This is a genomic window from Streptomyces sp. HNM0574 (assembly GCF_012726235.1).
Taxonomy (GTDB): domain Bacteria; phylum Actinomycetota; class Actinomycetes; order Streptomycetales; family Streptomycetaceae; genus Streptomyces.
Genome location: NZ_JAASAH010000004.1, coordinates 373,641 through 390,228, shown reverse-complemented (window position 1 = coordinate 390,228; position 16,588 = coordinate 373,641). Strand labels below are relative to the sequence as shown.

Annotated in this window: 15 protein-coding genes and 3 riboswitches; of the genes, 5 read left to right on the top strand and 10 right to left on the bottom strand. The window is 72.0% G+C overall.

The features are described 5' to 3' along the window. The first annotated feature begins 83 nt into the window (after positions 1–83). Positions 84–145: riboswitch (cobalamin riboswitch) on the top strand. Positions 146–200: 55 nt separating this feature from the next. Beyond that, positions 201–3,821, top strand: coding sequence for a cobaltochelatase subunit CobN (gene cobN / locus HCC30_RS10750; protein ID WP_169442193.1), 3,621 nt, complete (start codon positions 201–203; stop codon positions 3,819–3,821). Positions 3,822–3,983: 162 nt separating this feature from the next. On the opposite strand, the gene HCC30_RS10745 is transcribed toward cobN, so the two are convergent. From HCC30_RS10745 to HCC30_RS10720, 6 genes are all read right to left on the bottom strand, one after another. Then, positions 3,984–4,280 carry a hypothetical protein gene (locus tag HCC30_RS10745; RefSeq protein ID WP_169442192.1) on the bottom strand — a complete coding sequence of 99 codons (297 nt, stop codon included), beginning with the start codon at positions 4,278–4,280 and terminating at the stop codon, positions 3,984–3,986. After that, a complete protein-coding gene (locus HCC30_RS10740) occupies positions 4,277–4,522 on the bottom strand; it encodes a hypothetical protein (protein WP_169442191.1) in 246 nt (81 codons plus the stop codon). Before HCC30_RS10740 ends, HCC30_RS10745 begins: the two co-directional genes overlap by 4 nt. Before the next feature lie 210 nt (positions 4,523–4,732). Beyond that, entirely contained in the window at positions 4,733–5,584 is an 852-nt protein-coding gene (locus HCC30_RS10735; protein ID WP_169442190.1) for a Scr1 family TA system antitoxin-like transcriptional regulator, read from the bottom strand. 6 nt (positions 5,585–5,590) lie between these two features. Next, positions 5,591–6,109 carry a DUF6879 family protein gene (locus tag HCC30_RS10730; RefSeq protein ID WP_169442189.1) on the bottom strand — a complete coding sequence of 173 codons (519 nt, stop codon included), beginning with the start codon at positions 6,107–6,109 and terminating at the stop codon, positions 5,591–5,593. Next, positions 6,087–6,311: a hypothetical protein gene (locus tag HCC30_RS10725; protein WP_169442188.1), complete on the bottom strand. Its 225-nt coding sequence runs from the start codon at positions 6,309–6,311 to the stop codon at positions 6,087–6,089. Before HCC30_RS10725 ends, HCC30_RS10730 begins: the two co-directional genes overlap by 23 nt. Positions 6,312–6,494: 183 nt before the next feature. Beyond that, a complete protein-coding gene (locus HCC30_RS10720) occupies positions 6,495–6,653 on the bottom strand; it encodes a hypothetical protein (RefSeq protein WP_169442187.1) in 159 nt (52 codons plus the stop codon). A gap of 294 nt (positions 6,654–6,947) precedes the next feature. Here HCC30_RS10720 and HCC30_RS10715 point away from each other — a divergent pair, with 294 nt between their 5' ends. From HCC30_RS10715 to metE, 4 genes are all read left to right on the top strand, one after another. Beyond that, positions 6,948–7,964, top strand: coding sequence for a helix-turn-helix transcriptional regulator (locus HCC30_RS10715; protein WP_346776575.1), 1,017 nt, complete (start codon positions 6,948–6,950; stop codon positions 7,962–7,964). A gap of 437 nt (positions 7,965–8,401) precedes the next feature. After that, positions 8,402–9,382, top strand: coding sequence for a trypsin-like peptidase domain-containing protein (locus HCC30_RS10710; RefSeq protein WP_169442186.1), 981 nt, complete (start codon positions 8,402–8,404; stop codon positions 9,380–9,382). A gap of 132 nt (positions 9,383–9,514) precedes the next feature. Beyond that, entirely contained in the window at positions 9,515–9,742 is a 228-nt protein-coding gene (locus tag HCC30_RS10705; protein ID WP_169442185.1) for a hypothetical protein, read from the top strand. A gap of 303 nt (positions 9,743–10,045) precedes the next feature. Then, positions 10,046–10,267, top strand: a riboswitch (cobalamin riboswitch). A 160-nt stretch (positions 10,268–10,427) separates the two neighbouring features. Then, entirely contained in the window at positions 10,428–12,746 is a 2,319-nt protein-coding gene (metE, locus tag HCC30_RS10700; protein WP_169442184.1) for a 5-methyltetrahydropteroyltriglutamate--homocysteine S-methyltransferase, read from the top strand. Between the two features lie 227 nt (positions 12,747–12,973). On the opposite strand, the gene HCC30_RS10695 is transcribed toward metE, so the two are convergent. The 4 genes from HCC30_RS10695 to HCC30_RS10680 all read right to left on the bottom strand — a co-directional run bounded on the left by HCC30_RS10695 (position 12,974) and on the right by HCC30_RS10680 (position 16,541). Then, positions 12,974–13,798 carry an ABC transporter ATP-binding protein gene (locus HCC30_RS10695; protein ID WP_346776574.1) on the bottom strand — a complete coding sequence of 275 codons (825 nt, stop codon included), beginning with the start codon at positions 13,796–13,798 and terminating at the stop codon, positions 12,974–12,976. A 23-nt stretch (positions 13,799–13,821) separates the two neighbouring features. Next, positions 13,822–14,814: an iron chelate uptake ABC transporter family permease subunit gene (locus HCC30_RS10690; protein WP_206323675.1), complete on the bottom strand. Its 993-nt coding sequence runs from the start codon at positions 14,812–14,814 to the stop codon at positions 13,822–13,824. 83 nt (positions 14,815–14,897) lie between these two features. Beyond that, positions 14,898–15,911 (bottom strand): ABC transporter substrate-binding protein, encoded by a 1,014-nt coding sequence (locus HCC30_RS10685; protein ID WP_346776573.1) that lies wholly within the window; start codon positions 15,909–15,911, stop codon positions 14,898–14,900. Positions 15,912–16,046: 135 nt separating this feature from the next. Further along, a riboswitch (cobalamin riboswitch) is annotated at positions 16,047–16,165 on the bottom strand. A gap of 139 nt (positions 16,166–16,304) precedes the next feature. Further along, entirely contained in the window at positions 16,305–16,541 is a 237-nt protein-coding gene (locus HCC30_RS10680; RefSeq protein WP_206323674.1) for a hypothetical protein, read from the bottom strand. Between the last annotated feature and the right edge of the window lie 47 nt (positions 16,542–16,588).

Sequence of the window (16,588 nt, the reverse complement as noted above, 5' to 3'; positions counted from 1 at the left end):
TGGGGCCCGCCGCGCCGACCCGTACTATGTCCACCGGCGGATCTTCCGGGTCCGCCGACGCCAGACGGCGCCAGGGGAGGAAGACCGGTGTGAATCCGGTGCGGTCCCGCCACTGTGAGCCCGGCAGCAGCCGGGCGAGCCAGGAACTCCCGCCGTTCACCACCGCCCGGGGCGAGGACCCCGAGGAAGGCCGACGCCGCATGATCCTGCTGCTGTCCACGTCCGACACCGACCTGCTCAGCGCCCGCGCGGCGGACGGCCCCGTGCCGTACCGGTACGCGAACCCCGCCCGGCTCGACCTCGCCGAACTGCCCGGACTGCTGGAGGGCACCGACCTCGTCGTCGTCCGCCTCCTCGGCGGCATCCGCGCCTGGGAGGAGGGCCTGAACCAACTCCTCGCCCAGGAGCGCCCCGTCGTCGTCCTCACCGGCGAACAGGCCCCGGACGCCCAGCTGATGGAGAGCTCCACCGTGCCGATCGGCGTCGCCGCCGAGTCGCACGCCTACCTCGCGCACGGCGGCCCGGAGAACCTGGAGCAGCTCGCCCGCTTCCTCTCCGACACCGTCCTGCTCACCGGCCACGGCTTCGCCCCGCCCGCGCCCGCGCCCACCTGGGGCCCGCTGGAGCGCGCCGCCCGCGAGATGCCCGACGGGGCGCCCACCGTGGCCGTCCTCTACTACCGGGCCCACCACATGAGCGGCAACACCGCCTTCGTCGACACCCTCTGCGGTGCCGTCGAGGACGCCGGCGGCCGCCCCCTCCCGCTGTACGTGGCCTCCCTGCGCGCCCCCGAGCCCGAACTGCTCGAAGAGCTGCGCGGCGCCGACGCCATCGTCACCACCGTGCTCGCCGCGGGCGGCACCAAGCCCGCCGAGGCGTCGGCCGGCGGCGACGACGAGTCCTGGGACGCCGGGGCCCTCGCGGCGCTCGACGTCCCGATCCTCCAGGCCCTGTGCCTGACCTCCTCCCGGGCCGCCTGGGAGGAGAACGACGAGGGCGTCTCCCCGCTGGACGCGGCGAGCCAGGTCGCGGTGCCCGAGTTCGACGGGCGCCTGATCACCGTCCCGTTCTCCTTCAAGGAGATCGACGAGGACGGCCTGCCCGCGTACGTCCCCGACGCCGAGCGCGCGGCCCGCGTCGCCGGAACCGCCGTACGCCACGCGCGTCTGCGGCACCGCGCCAACGCGGACAAGCGGATCGCGCTCGTCCTCTCCGCGTACCCCACCAAGCACTCCCGGATCGGCAACGCCGTCGGCCTGGACACCCCCGCCAGCGCCGTCGCCCTGCTGCGCCGGCTGCGTGAGGAGGGCTACGACTTCGGCGACGAGGCGGAGATCCCGGGCCTCGTCTCCGGCGACGGCGACGAGCTGATCCGCGAGCTCATCGACATCGGCGGCCACGACCAGGACTGGCTCACCGAGGAGCAGCTCGCCGCCAACCCGGTCCGCATCCCGGCCGCCGACTACCGTCGCTGGTTCGCCGAACTCCCCTCCGAGCTGCGGGAGTCCGTCGAGGAGCACTGGGGCCCGCCGCCCGGCGAGATGTTCGTCGACCGCAGCCGCAACCCCGAGGGCGACATCGTCCTCGCGGCCCTGCGCCGCGGGAACCTGCTGATCCTCATCCAGCCGCCGCGCGGCTTCGGCGAGAACCCGGTCGCGATCTACCACGACCCGGACCTGCCGCCCTCGCACCACTACCTCGCCGCCTACCGCTGGATCGCCGCCTCCCGCGAGGAGGGCGGCTTCGGCGCCGACGCGATGGTCCACCTCGGCAAGCACGGCAACCTCGAATGGCTGCCCGGCAAGAACGCGGGCCTCTCCGCCGCCTGTGCCCCCGACGCGGCCCTCGGTGACGTTCCGCTGGTCTACCCGTTCCTCGTCAACGACCCCGGCGAGGGCACCCAGGCCAAGCGCCGCGTGCACGCCACCCTCGTCGACCACCTCGTCCCGCCGATGGCCCGCGCCGACTCCTACGGCGACATCGCGCGCCTGGAGCAGCTCCTCGACGAGTACGCGTCCATCTCCGCCATGGACCCGGCCAAGCTGCCCGCGATCCGGCAGCAGATCTGGACGCTGATCCAGGCCGCGAAGCTCGACCACGACCTGGGCATGGAGGAGCGCCCCGACGACGACGGCTTCGACGACTTCCTGCTGCACGTCGACGGCTGGCTGTGCGAGGTCAAGGACGCGCAGATCCGCGACGGCCTGCACGTCCTCGGCAACGCGCCGCAGGGCGAGGACCACGTCAACCTCGTCCTCGCCGTGCTCCGCGCCCGCCAGATCTGGGGCGGCGAGGAGGCACTGCCCGGACTCCGCGAGGCCCTCGGCCTCGACGAGTCCGCCGCCACCCGCACCACGGCCGACGCCGCCGAGGAGACCGCGCGCGGGCTCGTCGAGGCGCTCCAGGCGGCCGGCTGGGACCTGTCCGCGATCCCCGCGGCGACCGCCGCGCTCCCCGAGGAGCAGCGCGAACCCGTCGCCCGGGTACTGGAGTTCGCCGTCCGCCAGGTCGTCCCGCGCCTCGCCGCGACGACGGACGAGCTGGACCACGCGGTGCACGCGCTGAACGGCGGCTTCGTGCCCGCGGGCCCGTCCGGCTCGCCGCTGCGCGGCCTCGTCAACGTCCTGCCGACCGGCCGGAACTTCTACTCCGTCGACCCCAAGGCCGTCCCCAGCCGCCTCGCCTGGGAGACCGGCCAGGCCCTCGCCGACTCGCTGCTGACGCGCTACCGCGAGGACCACGGCGACTACCCCTCCTCCGTCGGCCTCTCCCTGTGGGGCACCAGCGCGATGCGCACCTCGGGCGACGACGTCGCCGAGGCCCTCGCGCTGCTCGGCGTCCGCCCCGTCTGGGACGACGCCTCGCGCCGCGTGAAGGGCCTGGAGGCGATCCCGCTGGAGGAGCTCGGCCGCCCCCGCGTCGACGTGACGCTGCGCATCAGCGGCTTCTTCCGCGACGCGTTCCCGCACACCATCGGCCTCCTCGACGACGCCGTCCGGCTCGCCGCCGGCCTGGACGAGCCGCACGAGCAGAACCACGTCCGCGCCCACGCCCAGGCCGACCTGGCCGAGCACGGCGACGAACGCCGCGCCACCACCCGCATCTTCGGCTCCCGCCCGGGCACCTACGGCGCGGGCCTGCTCCAGCTGATCGACAGCCGCGACTGGCGCACCGACGCCGACCTCGCCGAGGTCTACACGACCTGGGGCGGCTACGCGTACGGCCGCGAGCTGGAGGGCCGTCCGGCCCGCGAGGAGATGGAGACCGCGTACAAGCGGATCAACGTCGCCGCGAAGAACACCGACACCCGTGAGCACGACATCGCGGACTCGGACGACTACTTCCAGTACCACGGCGGCATGGTCGCCACGGTGCGGGCGCTGAAGGGCACGGCCCCCGAGGCGTACATCGGCGACTCCACCCGCCCCGAGACGGTCCGCACCCGCACCCTCGTCGAGGAGACCTCCCGCGTCTTCCGCGCCCGCGTCGTCAACCCCAAGTGGATCGAGGCGATGCAGCGCCACGGCTACAAGGGCGCCTTCGAACTCGCCGCCACCGTCGACTACCTCTTCGGCTACGACGCCACCACCGGTGTCGTCGCCGACTGGATGTACGACAAGCTCGCCCAGACCTACGTCCTGGACCCGCAGAACCGCGAATTCCTCCAGAACGCCAACCCCTGGGCCCTCCACGGCATCACCGAACGCCTCCTGGAGGCCGAGTCCCGCGGCATGTGGGAAAAGCCCGACACGGAAACCCTCGAAGCCCTCCGCCAGTCCTTCCTGGAAACGGAAGGGGAGCTGGAGGACGACGGGAGCTGATCCGCTCTCTGTGTGTGTGGCTGGGCCCCTTCGCCTCCGGGCGGAGGGGCCTTGGTCTTTTACGGGGGGCTCATGCCTCGGTGGGTGTCCCCCGTCAACGCGCCTCATAAGGGCGGCCCCGGGCTTCTGCCGGGGCCGAGGTTCAGGGGCGGTCGAACGGGTTCAGGCGGGCCGGCGCACCGTGCCGTCGCACCGGGTGCAGACGAAGACGTCCTTGTCGTCGTCCGTGAGGAGGTACCGGAGGAGCCCGCGGTCACAGGCGGGGCAGATCGACTCCGGACCGTGCTCCTCCCGTGGGCGGAAGAACCGCTCCCGCTCGCGGGTCTCACACAGCCACTGGTGCGGGTGCCGGCCGGGGCCGTTCTCGCAGGGGACGCAGCACGAGGAGCCCGCGAACGTCCAGCGCCGGCAGTTCGAGCACTTCTCCACGGCCTGCCCGGAGACGTTGCGTGGGTTCACCGCCCGTGCTCGGGCTCGACAAGGACGTAGTCCGCGTAGTCCCGGCGGTACCTGTTGTGGCCGGTCTTCTGCCGGTGATCGACCATCCACCGCTGAAGTCGCTGGTCGGTGTTGTACTCGGGAGACTCGGCCCCGCACTCCCAGAACTCGTCGCCGTGCACACACGTTGCCGAGAACTCCGGCAAGGCCGTCTCGTCCCGGATGAACCTGTGGGGGATGAAGCGGAAGATGGTGCCCTTCACGCTGTGCTCCTGCTACTGGCGTCGGAGCCCCCGGCGGGGCGGGCATCGAAGAAGTCCGGCACGCGTACGCCGCGTGACTCGGCCACCCAGCAGGGCCGCTCTTCCACTGGCCAGGGCAGCGAGCGTGGTTCGTTGTGGTGTCCCATGGCGTCGAGCTTGGGACTGGCGGATTCTCGGCCTCAACGGGTGTGCGCGGACTTGCACGCGGACTCACCCGAGAGCGTCAATTGCCGCTCTGATGAGGCTTCGTGCGGCAGCCCCGTAGACCGCGCCGGCCGACAGCTCGGTGAAGGCCCGCGCGTATTCCTTGACCTCGCGCGGCTGCGTGACGGTCAGGTGGGCGGCGACCAGTTCGACGTTCACCTGGTGGTCGTCGTACATCGTGAAGGACTCAACGGGCCATCCCGCTCCGCGAGGTGTGCCCATGGGGATGATGCCGAGGCTGACCGACGGCAGGGACGCCACGTCGATGAGATGCCCGAGCTGTTCGGTCGTCACCGCCGAGTCACCGATGACGGTGCGCAGTACCCACTCCTCCACGAGCATGGCGAACCGGTGGCCGCCGGAGTGCAGAACCCGCTGGCGTTCCATGCGGACGTCCACCGCGGCGTCGATATCCCCGGGACCTTCTCGCAGGCTCGCGACGGTAGCGAGCACTGCCCGCGTGTAGGCGGGTGTTTGGAGCAAGCCGGGGACCACCCACGACTGGTACATGCGGAAGCGGCGGGTGCGTTCGAACAGGGGCGCCACCGACACCTGGACGTGCTTGAGCCCTCCGCGCTCCAGGCGCTTCCACTCGACGTACATCCCGTCGACCGCGTGGGCTGTGGCGATCAGGTCGGCGGTCTGCTCGTGCGCTCCGCAATGCCGCGCCCAGGCCCGGATGTCCGCATCGGACGGGGCTGTTCGGCCATGCTCGATCCGCGAGCACTTGCTCTCGTGCCAGCCGTTCAGCGCGGCCAGCGCCCGCGCCGTGAGACCGGAGTCCTTCCGTATCTCGCGCAGACGCCGGCCGAGTGCCTGCCGCGCCTCGGCGACGCTTGATGAGGAGGGTGCGGACACGTGCTCTCAGAGGGTCGGCGGCTGGTAGTCGGCGTGCGGAACGGCCCGCTGCCACACCGACTCGAATGCGGCGGCACACAGTTTCACCACCGCCGGGTCCTCCACCGCTTCCTCGTCCCCGTCCGGCGCCGGCTCACCGTCGCCGTCGAAGTAGTGGAAGACGGCCAACTCGCCGTCGAGAAGCCAGAAGTCGTTGCCCGGCAAGGCAAGGTCGGATGCCTGCCGCCTGGGCAGCCAGCGCACATCCTCCCCGGCCTTCACGTTGGACGTCGTGAGGTGGTGCTCGAAGGAGATGTACTCCGAGACGGGCTCGGACACGACGCGCGCACGCCGCAGACGGACGCCACTGCCGGCCACATCGGCTACGAGACGGAGCCATGCGTCCGCTGTGCCCACGGTGCGGTCACCGGCCCGCCAGGCGGCGAAACGCGGGTCGGACGGCATGTACCAGTCGCGCATCTCCAGGTGGATTGCACTGCGTTGGCAGGCTCGTAGCCGGTCCTCAAGCGTCGGCGCGGTCTCCATCCTGAACCTCCAACAAGAACTGCGTCATCCGGCGAGGGAGCACGATCGCATCTTCGTGGTCGGGGATGTCCATCTGCCGGCGCTCCTCGTCCGTGACCTTCCATCCCTGCAAGACGTAGTGCCCCGTGGCGTCGTTGATGTACACCGTGGGCGACTTGCCTTCGGGACTCTCCGGGTCCTTCCCCAGCCTGCGAAGCGCCATCTCTCCTCCTCCAACGTGATCACGGGTTGTCCTGCCGCCAGCCTGCTCCGGCAAACCGGCCGGGCGCCAGGAACTTGCACGTACTTGCACAGGGAGCAGTACGCAGCGTTCGCGACCGGCAGGAAAAGTGGTCGCAGAATCCGACTTGCCAGGTCACGATGTCTTTCCGTAGCGGGATGGCCGTCACGTCGCCTGCGTGTTGCCGGTGTGGTGCTTGCCGTGGACGGCTCGTTCATGCCGACGCAGCAGAACCACCGCATCCGTCGCCGCCGATCCGTCGTGCACGCGCCGAGCTTCAGCCAACTTGTGGTGCAGCTCTTTGCACTTGGCGCAGAAACTCATGCGGTGCGTCCGTGGCCTCGCACGTTGCCGACGGCAGTCCTGGCGCTGCGCTGCTGCTCGGAGCCCCGGCCGTCGGGGCATCCGGGACGCGCGCACCGGCACGGCGGGTACTCCATCGAGCCCGGCGGAATCCGCGCCCCTTCCGGTGCCTCTTCGATTGCCTGTCGCGTCATCTCCGGCACGACTGCCCGTCCTCTCCAGCGGTCCGCACACCGGACCGGTCGCCCGGTAGCGGAGCTCTCTTTTCGACAGCCATACTTCGACTCATCACCGCTGTGCGGAAGTTGACCAGAGGTGACTAAGCTGAGCGGGCTGTCAGTCAACCCACAGGGGTTCACGATGAGTGATGATTTCGCGGTCATCGCCAGCAGGGCGCTAAGGGAAGCCGGATACTCCATGAAGGCTGCCGCGCGGGCGATGAATTACGACCCGGCTTACCTGTCACGTGTTCTCAACAGCAGGCAGCGGCCGTCGGAAAACCTCGCAGTCGCACTCGATTCACTCGTCGGTGCCGATGGTGCCCTGGCTGCCACTGCCCTGAGCGATGACGACACCTCACGAGTAGCGCGAAGCGCGGCGAATCCCTCCCGGCTCGACTCCGGAACCGTTTACGCCCTGGCGGGTGTGCTGGCGGCCTACCGCAGGCTTGACGACTGGATGAGGCCGCGGGCAGTCATTCCCGCCGCCCTGGCCCAAATGCGGGAAGTCACTCGCTTGTTGAAAGGCGCTCGCGGCCCCTGCCGCGCGCAATTGGCGGCCGTCGCCTCCGAATTCGTCCAGTTCGGCGGGTGGATGCTCGCGCAGGACCGGCAGGATGCCCGAGCGGTACAACTGCTCAACGAGGCAGTCGAGTTGGCGGACGAGATCGGGGACGGCACCCTTGCCGCGCAGGCGCTGAACTTCAAGGGCTATCTGGCCCGCAGACAAGGCAGGGCCGAAGGGGTGGCCCGCTGGTACTCGGCCGCCGCCTTCACGCCGGGAGCCCACCCGGCGCAGCGGCTCGGCGACCTGTTGCAGGCCGCCGCCGCACTGGCGGAACTGGGCGAGCGCGACGACGCTCTCCGCCTGGTCGAGCAGGCGGAAGGACTGGCGGACCCCGCGGCCGCCCTCCCGCCCCCCGACACGGCGTACTGGCTGACCCCCGAGTTCAACCGCCTCAACATGGGCCTGGCGAACCTGGGCCTCGGCTGGTACGCCGACGCAGCCGACCACATCACGGCGGGACTTGACGGCCTGCCGCCGGACCTGAAGAACGCGCCGTGGACGTGGGAACACCGGGAGGCGCTGGAACGGGCGCTGGCGGGGCGCTGAGCTCGCGACCCGGCAGGGCGGGTGGCACAGCCGGGCTCAGACGATCACGGTGGAGGCGCTTCGACGGTTCGGGTACGGCGTGGTGTGGTCCCGTGCACCGCTCCCACGGCCGTCGCGGGTGAGCTGCGTCACCGGCGCCACCCTGAGCGGAACGCGCCCGCGGGGCCAATCGGGCGGCTGCGAAAGGGAGTTCAGGCACCCGCAGCCGAGGGAGGCGAACGACTCAAGCGGAATCCGGGGGATCTGGTGGCCGGGGCCGGGTGGGCTTACGTGGGCTGGCAGGGCGTGCGAGCGTGTGCCGCGTACGTACTGTCGCGGGGCGTGCTCGTTCTTCCGGGCTTCCCGCGTGCCGCGTCGTACAACCGACCGCACTGCCATCAGGGGGAACAGTGACACGGATATCGCGCGCCTTAGCGGGCGCTCTGACCGCGACCACCATGGGGCTGACGGCGCTGGCGGGGGCCGGCAACGCGGCCGCTCAGCCCGTGGGTTCACCGGGTGAGGCCGAGGACTCGGACGCCATCAGTACGACCACCGCGAAGCGGAGCGACGGGAGCCGGGTCGCGTCCGCCGAGTCGGCCGCCGACGTGGAGCGCTACTGGACGCCCGAGCGGCGCCGCAACGCGATCCCGGCACCGGGGCCCGCCGGCCGTTCCGGTGACGGGGGTTCGGCCGCGCAGGGGGAGGGCGACGGCCGGGCCGGAACGCCGGAGGGCCGTCCCGGCTCGACACAGGGTGCGCTCCCGAAGGGCGACGGGTCGAAGGCGCGCTCCGAGTCGAGCGCCGTCGGCAAGGTGTTCTTCACGGCCAGTGACGGCAAGGACTACGTGTGCTCGGCGAGCGCCCTCAACAGTGACTCGAAGCAGCTGGCGATCACCGCCGGGCACTGTGTGCACGACGGCAAGGGCGGGGACTGGGCCACCAACTGGGTCTACTACCCCAGGTACCGCGAAGGCGACAAGCCGGTGGGGGCCTTCCCCGCCAAGACGCTCACGACCTTCGACGCCTGGAAGGACAACAGTGACTTCCGGCGCGACGTCGCCATGGTCACCACCTATCCGAACGACCGCGGCAAGCTGGTCGACGTCACCGGCGGGCACGGCCTGAGCTGGAACTACTCGCACACCGAGCAGGTCGACATCGCCGGGTACCCGAGCAACCACAACAAGGGCGAGGTCCAGCACTTCTGCTGGGGGAAGACCTCGCGCTACGGATGGTTCGACTCGCGCATCTCCCTGAAGTGCGGCTTCGGGCCCGGCTCCAGCGGCGGCCCGTGGCTGCGCGAGTACAACCAGGACAGCGGGATCGGCAACGTCAACGGCGTCATGAGCACGGTCGACAACGACGGCGTGAACGCCAGCGCGTACTTCGACGACGCGGTGGCGAAGATGCTCGACGACAAGGGCGACGACACCTGACGGGGTCGCCTCCGTCCCCGGGGCCCGTGGCCGTCGACCGGTCACGGGCCCCGGGGAACCGGCGGGCCCGCGAGCCCGTCACAGCAGCAGCACGAGGTTCCGCGAGGCCCGACGTCGTCCCAGGAGGCCGCCGTGAAGCGCCCGTCCGTACGCAAGCTCGCCGTCCTCGGCGCGGTCGTGGCCGCCGCCGTCGCCGTTCTCGCCCTCCGCGCCGGAGGCCCGGCCGACTCCCCGGCCCCGTCCGGCCCCGGCTCGGGCACCTCCAGCTCCGATGTGCAGCAGGACCCGGGCTCGGCCGAGGACTACTGGACGCCGGAGCGGAGGGCGTCGGCGGAGCCTGCGCCTATGCCGGGGGAGTGAGTCCCCTCCGTATACACGCCAACTGTCTTCATGTGCTGGGCTGTTCGGGGTCCAGGCGCGCGTCTGGCGGCGGCTGCGCTCAGACCCGGCCGAAGCCGCCGGGCCACACCTCCCTCTGAACCGGTTCGAGGTCCTCACGTACAAGGGCGGATCGACAGCGCGGAACGGGCGCTCGCCTCAGGTGAAGTCCTGTAGCGCGGAGGTGCCGTGGACCGTGGTCACGGGTACTGTCCCCGGCCCGGGCTGCCTAAACGCCCCCGTGACGTGAGATGGGCACTGTTTCCACCGGCGGCGGTCGTGCGTAAGGTGAGCCCCGCAGCTGGTTCGCCCTGTCCGCCAGGCAGGTGCGTCGTAAGAGGGAATCCGGTGTGAGTCCGGAACTGCCCCGCAGCGGTGAGCGGAAACGACCGCCGTCATGAGCACTGGGCCCCGTACGGGGGTCCGGGAAGCGACGGTCAGTAGGTGCCGGGTGTGAGCCCGGTGTGTCCGTGAGTCCGAAGACCTGCCGGCTGTCCACGCGTGACGATCGCGCGTGGTGATCTCGGTGACCTCGAGGGCGGGTCGGCGGCGGCAGGGACTCACAGGGCTCCGTGAAGAACGGGCCCACACAGCGTCACGTCCCTCTCCTGTCTCCTCACGCTCCTCGTCCCCGGGGTCGCTGACGAGACTCGCGAAGGAGAGTTGAGTGACAGCCAAGTCCGCAGCCGCGGCAGCCCGGGCCACCGTCTACGGGTACCCCCGTCAGGGCCCGAACCGGGAGTTGAAGAAGGCCGTCGAGGGGTACTGGAAGGGCCGGGTCACCGCAGAGTCCCTGCGGGAGACGGCCGCAGGTCTGCGCCGGGAGAACTGGCAGCGCCTGGCCGACGCCGGCGTCCACGAAGTCCCCACCGGCGACTTCTCGTTCTACGACCACGTCCTCGACACCAGCGTGATGGTCGGCGCCGTCCCCGAGCGGCACCGCGCCGCCGTGGCGGCCGACGAGCTGGACGGCTACTTCGCCATGGCGCGCGGCACCCAGGAGGTGGCGCCGCTGGAGATGACCAAGTGGTTCGACACCAACTACCACTATCTCGTCCCGGAGTTGGGCCCCGACACCACGTTCACGGCCGACTCCACGAAGCCCGTCGCCGAACTCAAGGAGGCCGTGGCGGCCGGACACACCGCGCGGCCTGTCCTCGTCGGCCCCGTCACCTATCTGCTGCTGGCCAAGCCCGCGCCGGGCGTCGCCGCCGACTTCGAGCCGCTGACCCTGCTCGACCGGCTGCTCCCGGTGTACGCGGAGGTCCTCGCCGACCTGCGGGCCGCGGGCGCCGAGTGGGTGCAGCTGGACGAGCCGGCCCTGGTGCAGGACCGCACCCGCGCCGAACTCAACGCCGCCGAGCGGGCGTTCCGCGAGCTGGGCTCCGTCAAGGACCGGCCGAAGCTCCTCGTCGCGAGCTACTTCGACCGGCTCGGCGAGGCGCTCCCGGTGCTCGCCAAGTCGCCCGTCGAGGGGCTCGCGCTGGACTTCACCGGCTCCGCCGCCGCGAACCTCGACGACCTGGCCAAGGCCGGCGGCCTGCCCGGCAAGCGGCTGGTGGCCGGGGTCGTCGACGGCCGCAACGTGTGGATCAACCACCTGGAGAAGTCGCTCGCCACCCTGGCGTCGCTGCTCGGCCTCGCCGGGAGCGTCGACGTCGCCCCGTCCTGCTCGCTGCTGCACGTGCCGCTCGACGCGGCCGCCGAGCGGGACGTCGATCCGCAGATCGCCCGCTGGCTGGCCTTCGCCCGGCAGAAGACCGACGAGGTCGTCGCGCTGGCCCGCGGCCTGAGCCACGGAACCGACGCGATCAGCGGCCAGCTGACCGCCAACCGGGCCGCGCTGGAGGGCCGCGCCACCTCCTCGCTCACCCGCGACCCGGCCGTCCGCGCCCGTGCCGCCGCCGTCACCGAGGCGGACGCGCGGCGCGCGCAGCCGTACGAGGAGCGGGCCGCCGCGCAGCGGAAGCGGCTCGGGCTGCCGCTGCTGCCGACCACCACGATCGGCTCCTTCCCGCAGACCACGGAGCTCCGCACGGCCCGCGCCGACCTGCGCAGGGGCCGGATCGACGCGAAGGCGTACGACGAGCGGATCGCCGCCGAGATCCGCGAGGTCCTCCGCTTCCAGGAGGAGGCCGGCATCGACGTCCTGGTGCACGGCGAGCCCGAACGCAACGACATGGTGCAGTACTTCGCCGAGCAGCTGTCCGGCTACGTGGCCACCCAGCACGGCTGGGTCCAGTCGTACGGCACCCGCTACGTGCGCCCGCCGATCCTCGCCGGTGACATCTCGCGCCCCGAGCCGATGACGCGGGAGTGGACGACGTACGCGCAGGCCCAGACCGAGCGGCCGGTGAAGGGCATGCTGACCGGGCCCGTCACCATGCTCGCCTGGTCCTTCGTCCGCGACGACCAGCCGCTGGGCGAGACGGCGCGGCAGGTGGCCCTCGCGCTGCGGGACGAGGTGAACGACCTGGAGGCCGCCGGTACTTCGGTGATCCAGGTGGACGAGCCCGCGCTGCGCGAGACGCTGCCGCTACGCGCGGCGGACCGGCAGGAGTACCTGGACTGGGCGACGGAGTCGTTCCGGATCAGCACCAGCGGGGTACGCGCCGACACCCAGATCCACACCCACATGTGCTACGCCGAGTTCGGCGACATCGTCTCCGCGATCGTCGCCCTCGACGCGGATGTGATCAGCCTGGAGGCGGCCCGCTCGCACATGCAGGTCGCGGACGAACTCGCCGCCGCCGGCTACCCGAACGAGGTCGGGCCCGGGGTGTACGACATCCACTCGCCGCGCGTCCCCGACGCGGACGAGGTCGCCTCGCTGCTGCGCAAGGGCCTGAAGTCGGTGCCGCCGGAGCGGCTGTGGGTCAACCCGGACTGCGGTCTGAAGACCCGCGGCTGGGCCGAGGTCCGCACCTCGCTCCAGCACCTCGTCGAGGCGGCCCGCGCGGTACGCGCCGGACTGCCGAACGCGTAACGACGGCCGGGCGTACGGGAGTTGACCCCGTACGCCGCCGGACAGCGGGGCCGGGCGCGCAGGTGGCCTGGCGCCCGGCCCCGCCCACGGACCGTGAACCCGGTCGGTCCATGTGACCGGACCGATCCGGTCCGCTTCCCGCCGCGGACGGCCTACTCCACCCGTCCGCGGCGGGCACTTCGGTGCGGGGCACGCGCGGGCCCGCAGGCCGTCACCGGAGCGCCGGCTCACGGCTCCAGCGGCAGGAAACGCACCGCCGGCCGCCCCCCAGGACCGTCCGGGGTGACGACGCCGCGTACGCCGTACACGTCGGCGATCAGCTCCTCGGTGAGCACCTCGCCGGGCGTCCCCGCCGCCACGACCCGGCCCTCGCGCAGGACCACCAGGTGGTCGCAGTACATCGCGGCGAGGTTGAGGTCGTGCAGGGCGATCACGCTCGTCACCGGGGTACGCACCACCAGGGCCAGCAGCTCCAACTGGTGCTGGATGTCGAGGTGGTTGGTCGGTTCGTCCAGCAGCAGCTCGGCCGGCTCCTGCGCGAGTGCGCGGGCGATCTGCACCCGCTGCCGCTCGCCGCCGGACAGCGTGTGCCAGGACTGGCCGAGCCGGTCCTCCAGGCGGGTGCGCCGCACGGCGTGCCGGACGGCCGCCTCGTCCGCCGCGCCCGGACCCGACCAGGGGCCGCGGTGCGGAATCCGGCCCAGGCGTACGACGTCCTCCACCGTCAGGTCGGCCCCCGTCTCGGCGGTCTGCTCGACGACGGCGACGCGGCGGGCGACATCCTTGCGGCGCAGCCGGCCCAGCGGCACCTCGTCGAGCCTGACCACGCCGGAGGACGCCGGGCGGACACCGGCCAGCAGCCGCAGCAGCGTGGACTTGCCGGAGCCGTTCGGCCCGAGCAGGCCGACGGTTTCACCGGGGCGCGGACGCAGGCTGACGTCCTGCACGACGAGCCGGCCGCCGGCGCTCCAGGACACGTTCTCGGCACACAGACCCACGCGCTTCTCCCCGTCGGCGGCCTCCTCGGCCGCGCCCCTCACGTCCTCGGGCACCCTCGTGCCCTCCCGCCCGGCCGTCACCGGACGCTCCGGCTGCGGTGCAGGATCAGTACGAAGGCGGGCACGCCGATCAGTGACGTGGCCACCCCGACGGGGATTTCCCGCGGGTCCAGCAGCGTCCGGGCCGCCGTGTCCACCCACACCAGGAACACCGCCCCGGCCAGCGCGGCGGTCGGCAGCAGCCGCCGGTGCCCCGAGCCGGAGACCGCGCGCGCCGCGTGCGGCAGCACCAGGCCGACGAAGCCGATCGCGCCCGCCACACTGACCAGCACGGCGGTGAGCAGCGCGGTCACCAGCAGCAGGAGCAGCCGGACGCGGCGCACGGAGACGCCGAGCGCCGCGGCCGCCTCGGGCCCGAAGGCGAAGGCGTCGAGGGCGTCGGCACGGGCCAGGCACGTCACCAGGACGGCGGCCAGTACCCCGGCGCACAGCGCCACTTCACCCCAGCCCGCGCCGGAGAGCGAACCCAGCAGCCAGAACAGCACGCCGCGGGTCTGCTCGGCATCGGCGGAGGTGAGCACGATGAAGGAGGTCAGCGCGGAGAACAGTTGCATCCCGGCGATACCGGAGAGCAGCACCCGGTCCGTGGTGCCGCCCGAGATCTGCGCCAGCAGCAGGACGAGCCCGAACGAGACGACGGCGCCCGCGAACGCGCCCGCCGACAGCGACACCGCGCCCCCGCCGACCCCGAGCACGACGACCGTGACCGCGCCCGTCGAGGCCCCCGAGGAGACCCCGAGGACGAACGGGTCGGCCAGCGGGTTGCGCAGCAGGGACTGGAGCACCGCCCCGCAGAGCGCGAGCCCGGCGCCGCAGACGGCGGCGGCCGCGGTCCGGGGCAGCCGCAGCTCCCAGACGATGCCCTCCCGGATCGCGGTCAGCCCGGTCTCGGTGCCGCTCAGCTTTCCGGCGACGACGCGGAAGACGTCCCCGACCGCCAGCTCTGCCGGCCCGATGGTGATCGCGACGGCGACGGACAGCACCAGCAGAAGCAGCCCGCCGCCCCCCAGCGCCGCGAGGCGCCCGGGCCCCCGGCCCGGGGACCGCCCGGCCTGGGCGAACCGGCTTCCCCGCCCGGCCTCCGGCCGCGCCGTCACTTCGTGAGCCCGAACTCGTCCAGCTTCCGGGCGACTTCCTCGATGCCCTCGACGGTGCGGAGGGACGGGTTCATCGCCTGTCCGCTGAGCAGGACGTACCGCTTCTTCTTCACGGCCCGCATCTCGCGCGTGACCGGGTTCGACTCCAGCCACTCGATCTTCGCGCGGGCGGTCTCCGCCGTCTCGCTCCTGCGGGTCAGATCACCGAGGACGATCACGTCCGGGTTCCGGTCGGCGACCTTCTCCCAGCCGATCTGCGGCCACTCGTCGTGCGTGTCGTCGAAGACGTTCTTCGCCCCGACGGCCTTGGTGATGACCCCGGGGGCGCCGCAGCATCCGGCGAGGTACGGCGAGCGGGAGTTGGCGAACCAGTACATGAGGCGGGCGTCGGATGCGTCCACGTCCTCCGTGGCCTCGCGGGTGCGTTCCTTCAGCCGCGCGACGAGCTTCTCGCCGCGCTCCTCCACCCCGAACACCTCTGCCAGGTCCCGGATTTCGCCGTACACGGTGTCCAGGGTGAGGGGCTTCTCGCGGGCGCCGTCGCCGTTGCTGCCCTCGGCCTTGTTGCAGTCGGTGGGGGAGAGGTAGGTGGAGACGCCGAGTTCTTCGAAGTCCTCGCGCGGGGCGACGCCGCCCTTGCCGAGGGTGGCCTCGAAGGACGAGGCCACGAAGTCCGGTTCCTCCTCCAGGACGCGCTCGAAGGAGGGGCCGTTGTCGGCCAGCCGCTCCACCTTCGCGTTCTCCTTGCCGAGGCCCTTCATCACCGGGTCGGTCCAGGTGGCGGTGCCGCTCATCCGGTCGGCGAGGCCGAGGGAGAGCATGATCTCGGTCGTGCCCTGGTTGAGGGAGACCGCGCGCTTCGGCGGCGCCTCGACCGTGACCTTCTGCCCGCAGTTGCGCAGCGTCTTCGGGTAACCAGCCGCCGCACCGCCGCCACCGTCCGTGCCGCCGTCCCGGCCCGTGCCGCCGGAGCCGCACGAGGTGAGAAGCAGCGTCGAGGCGAGGGCCACGACGGCTCCGCGTATCGCGCGTGACGGGCGGCATGACAGGGGGTACGCGGCCACAGGTGGTCCTTCTCCGTCGGAGGCTCGTTCGCGAAGCCCGGCGTCGTGCGCCGCCCGTACTGCCCGGACGGCGGTGCCAGCAGGTCTTCGGACTCGGGGTCGTCGCGGCCGGACGCCTTCCCGGAGCTGCTCCAGTGGCGTGTGCCCGTCCGCTCGCCCTCACCGCTGCGCGTCAGTTCCGGTCTCGCACCGGATTCCCTGGCCCCGTGGGGTCGGCTGGCCTGCGCAAGCTACCACAGGGCTGAACAGGGCCCTCCGGGCCGAGCGGCCCCGAAGAGGACGGACGGGGTCCCGTCGCCCCGGCGGGCGACGGGACCCCGGACTGTCGTGGAGGAGGTGTCACGGCAGCAGTGAACGGACCATCCGGCACGTGGTGTTGGACGGCGGACGCACGCCGATCCGGGCCGCGGCCCGGCGTATCGCGCGGTTGCGCGCCTGGTACGGGGTGTAGACGCCGGAGTCGAGCAGGGCGATGGCGATCCGCATCGCCTTCAGCCTGCGGTTGTGGGATTCGTACCACTCGCGCGGCATTCCGGCCGGGAGCGGCTTCTTCGGGAGAACCGGCAGTACGGACATGCCGGGCAGCGGACGCTGGGCACCCGCGCGGGCGCGGGACGGGGCGG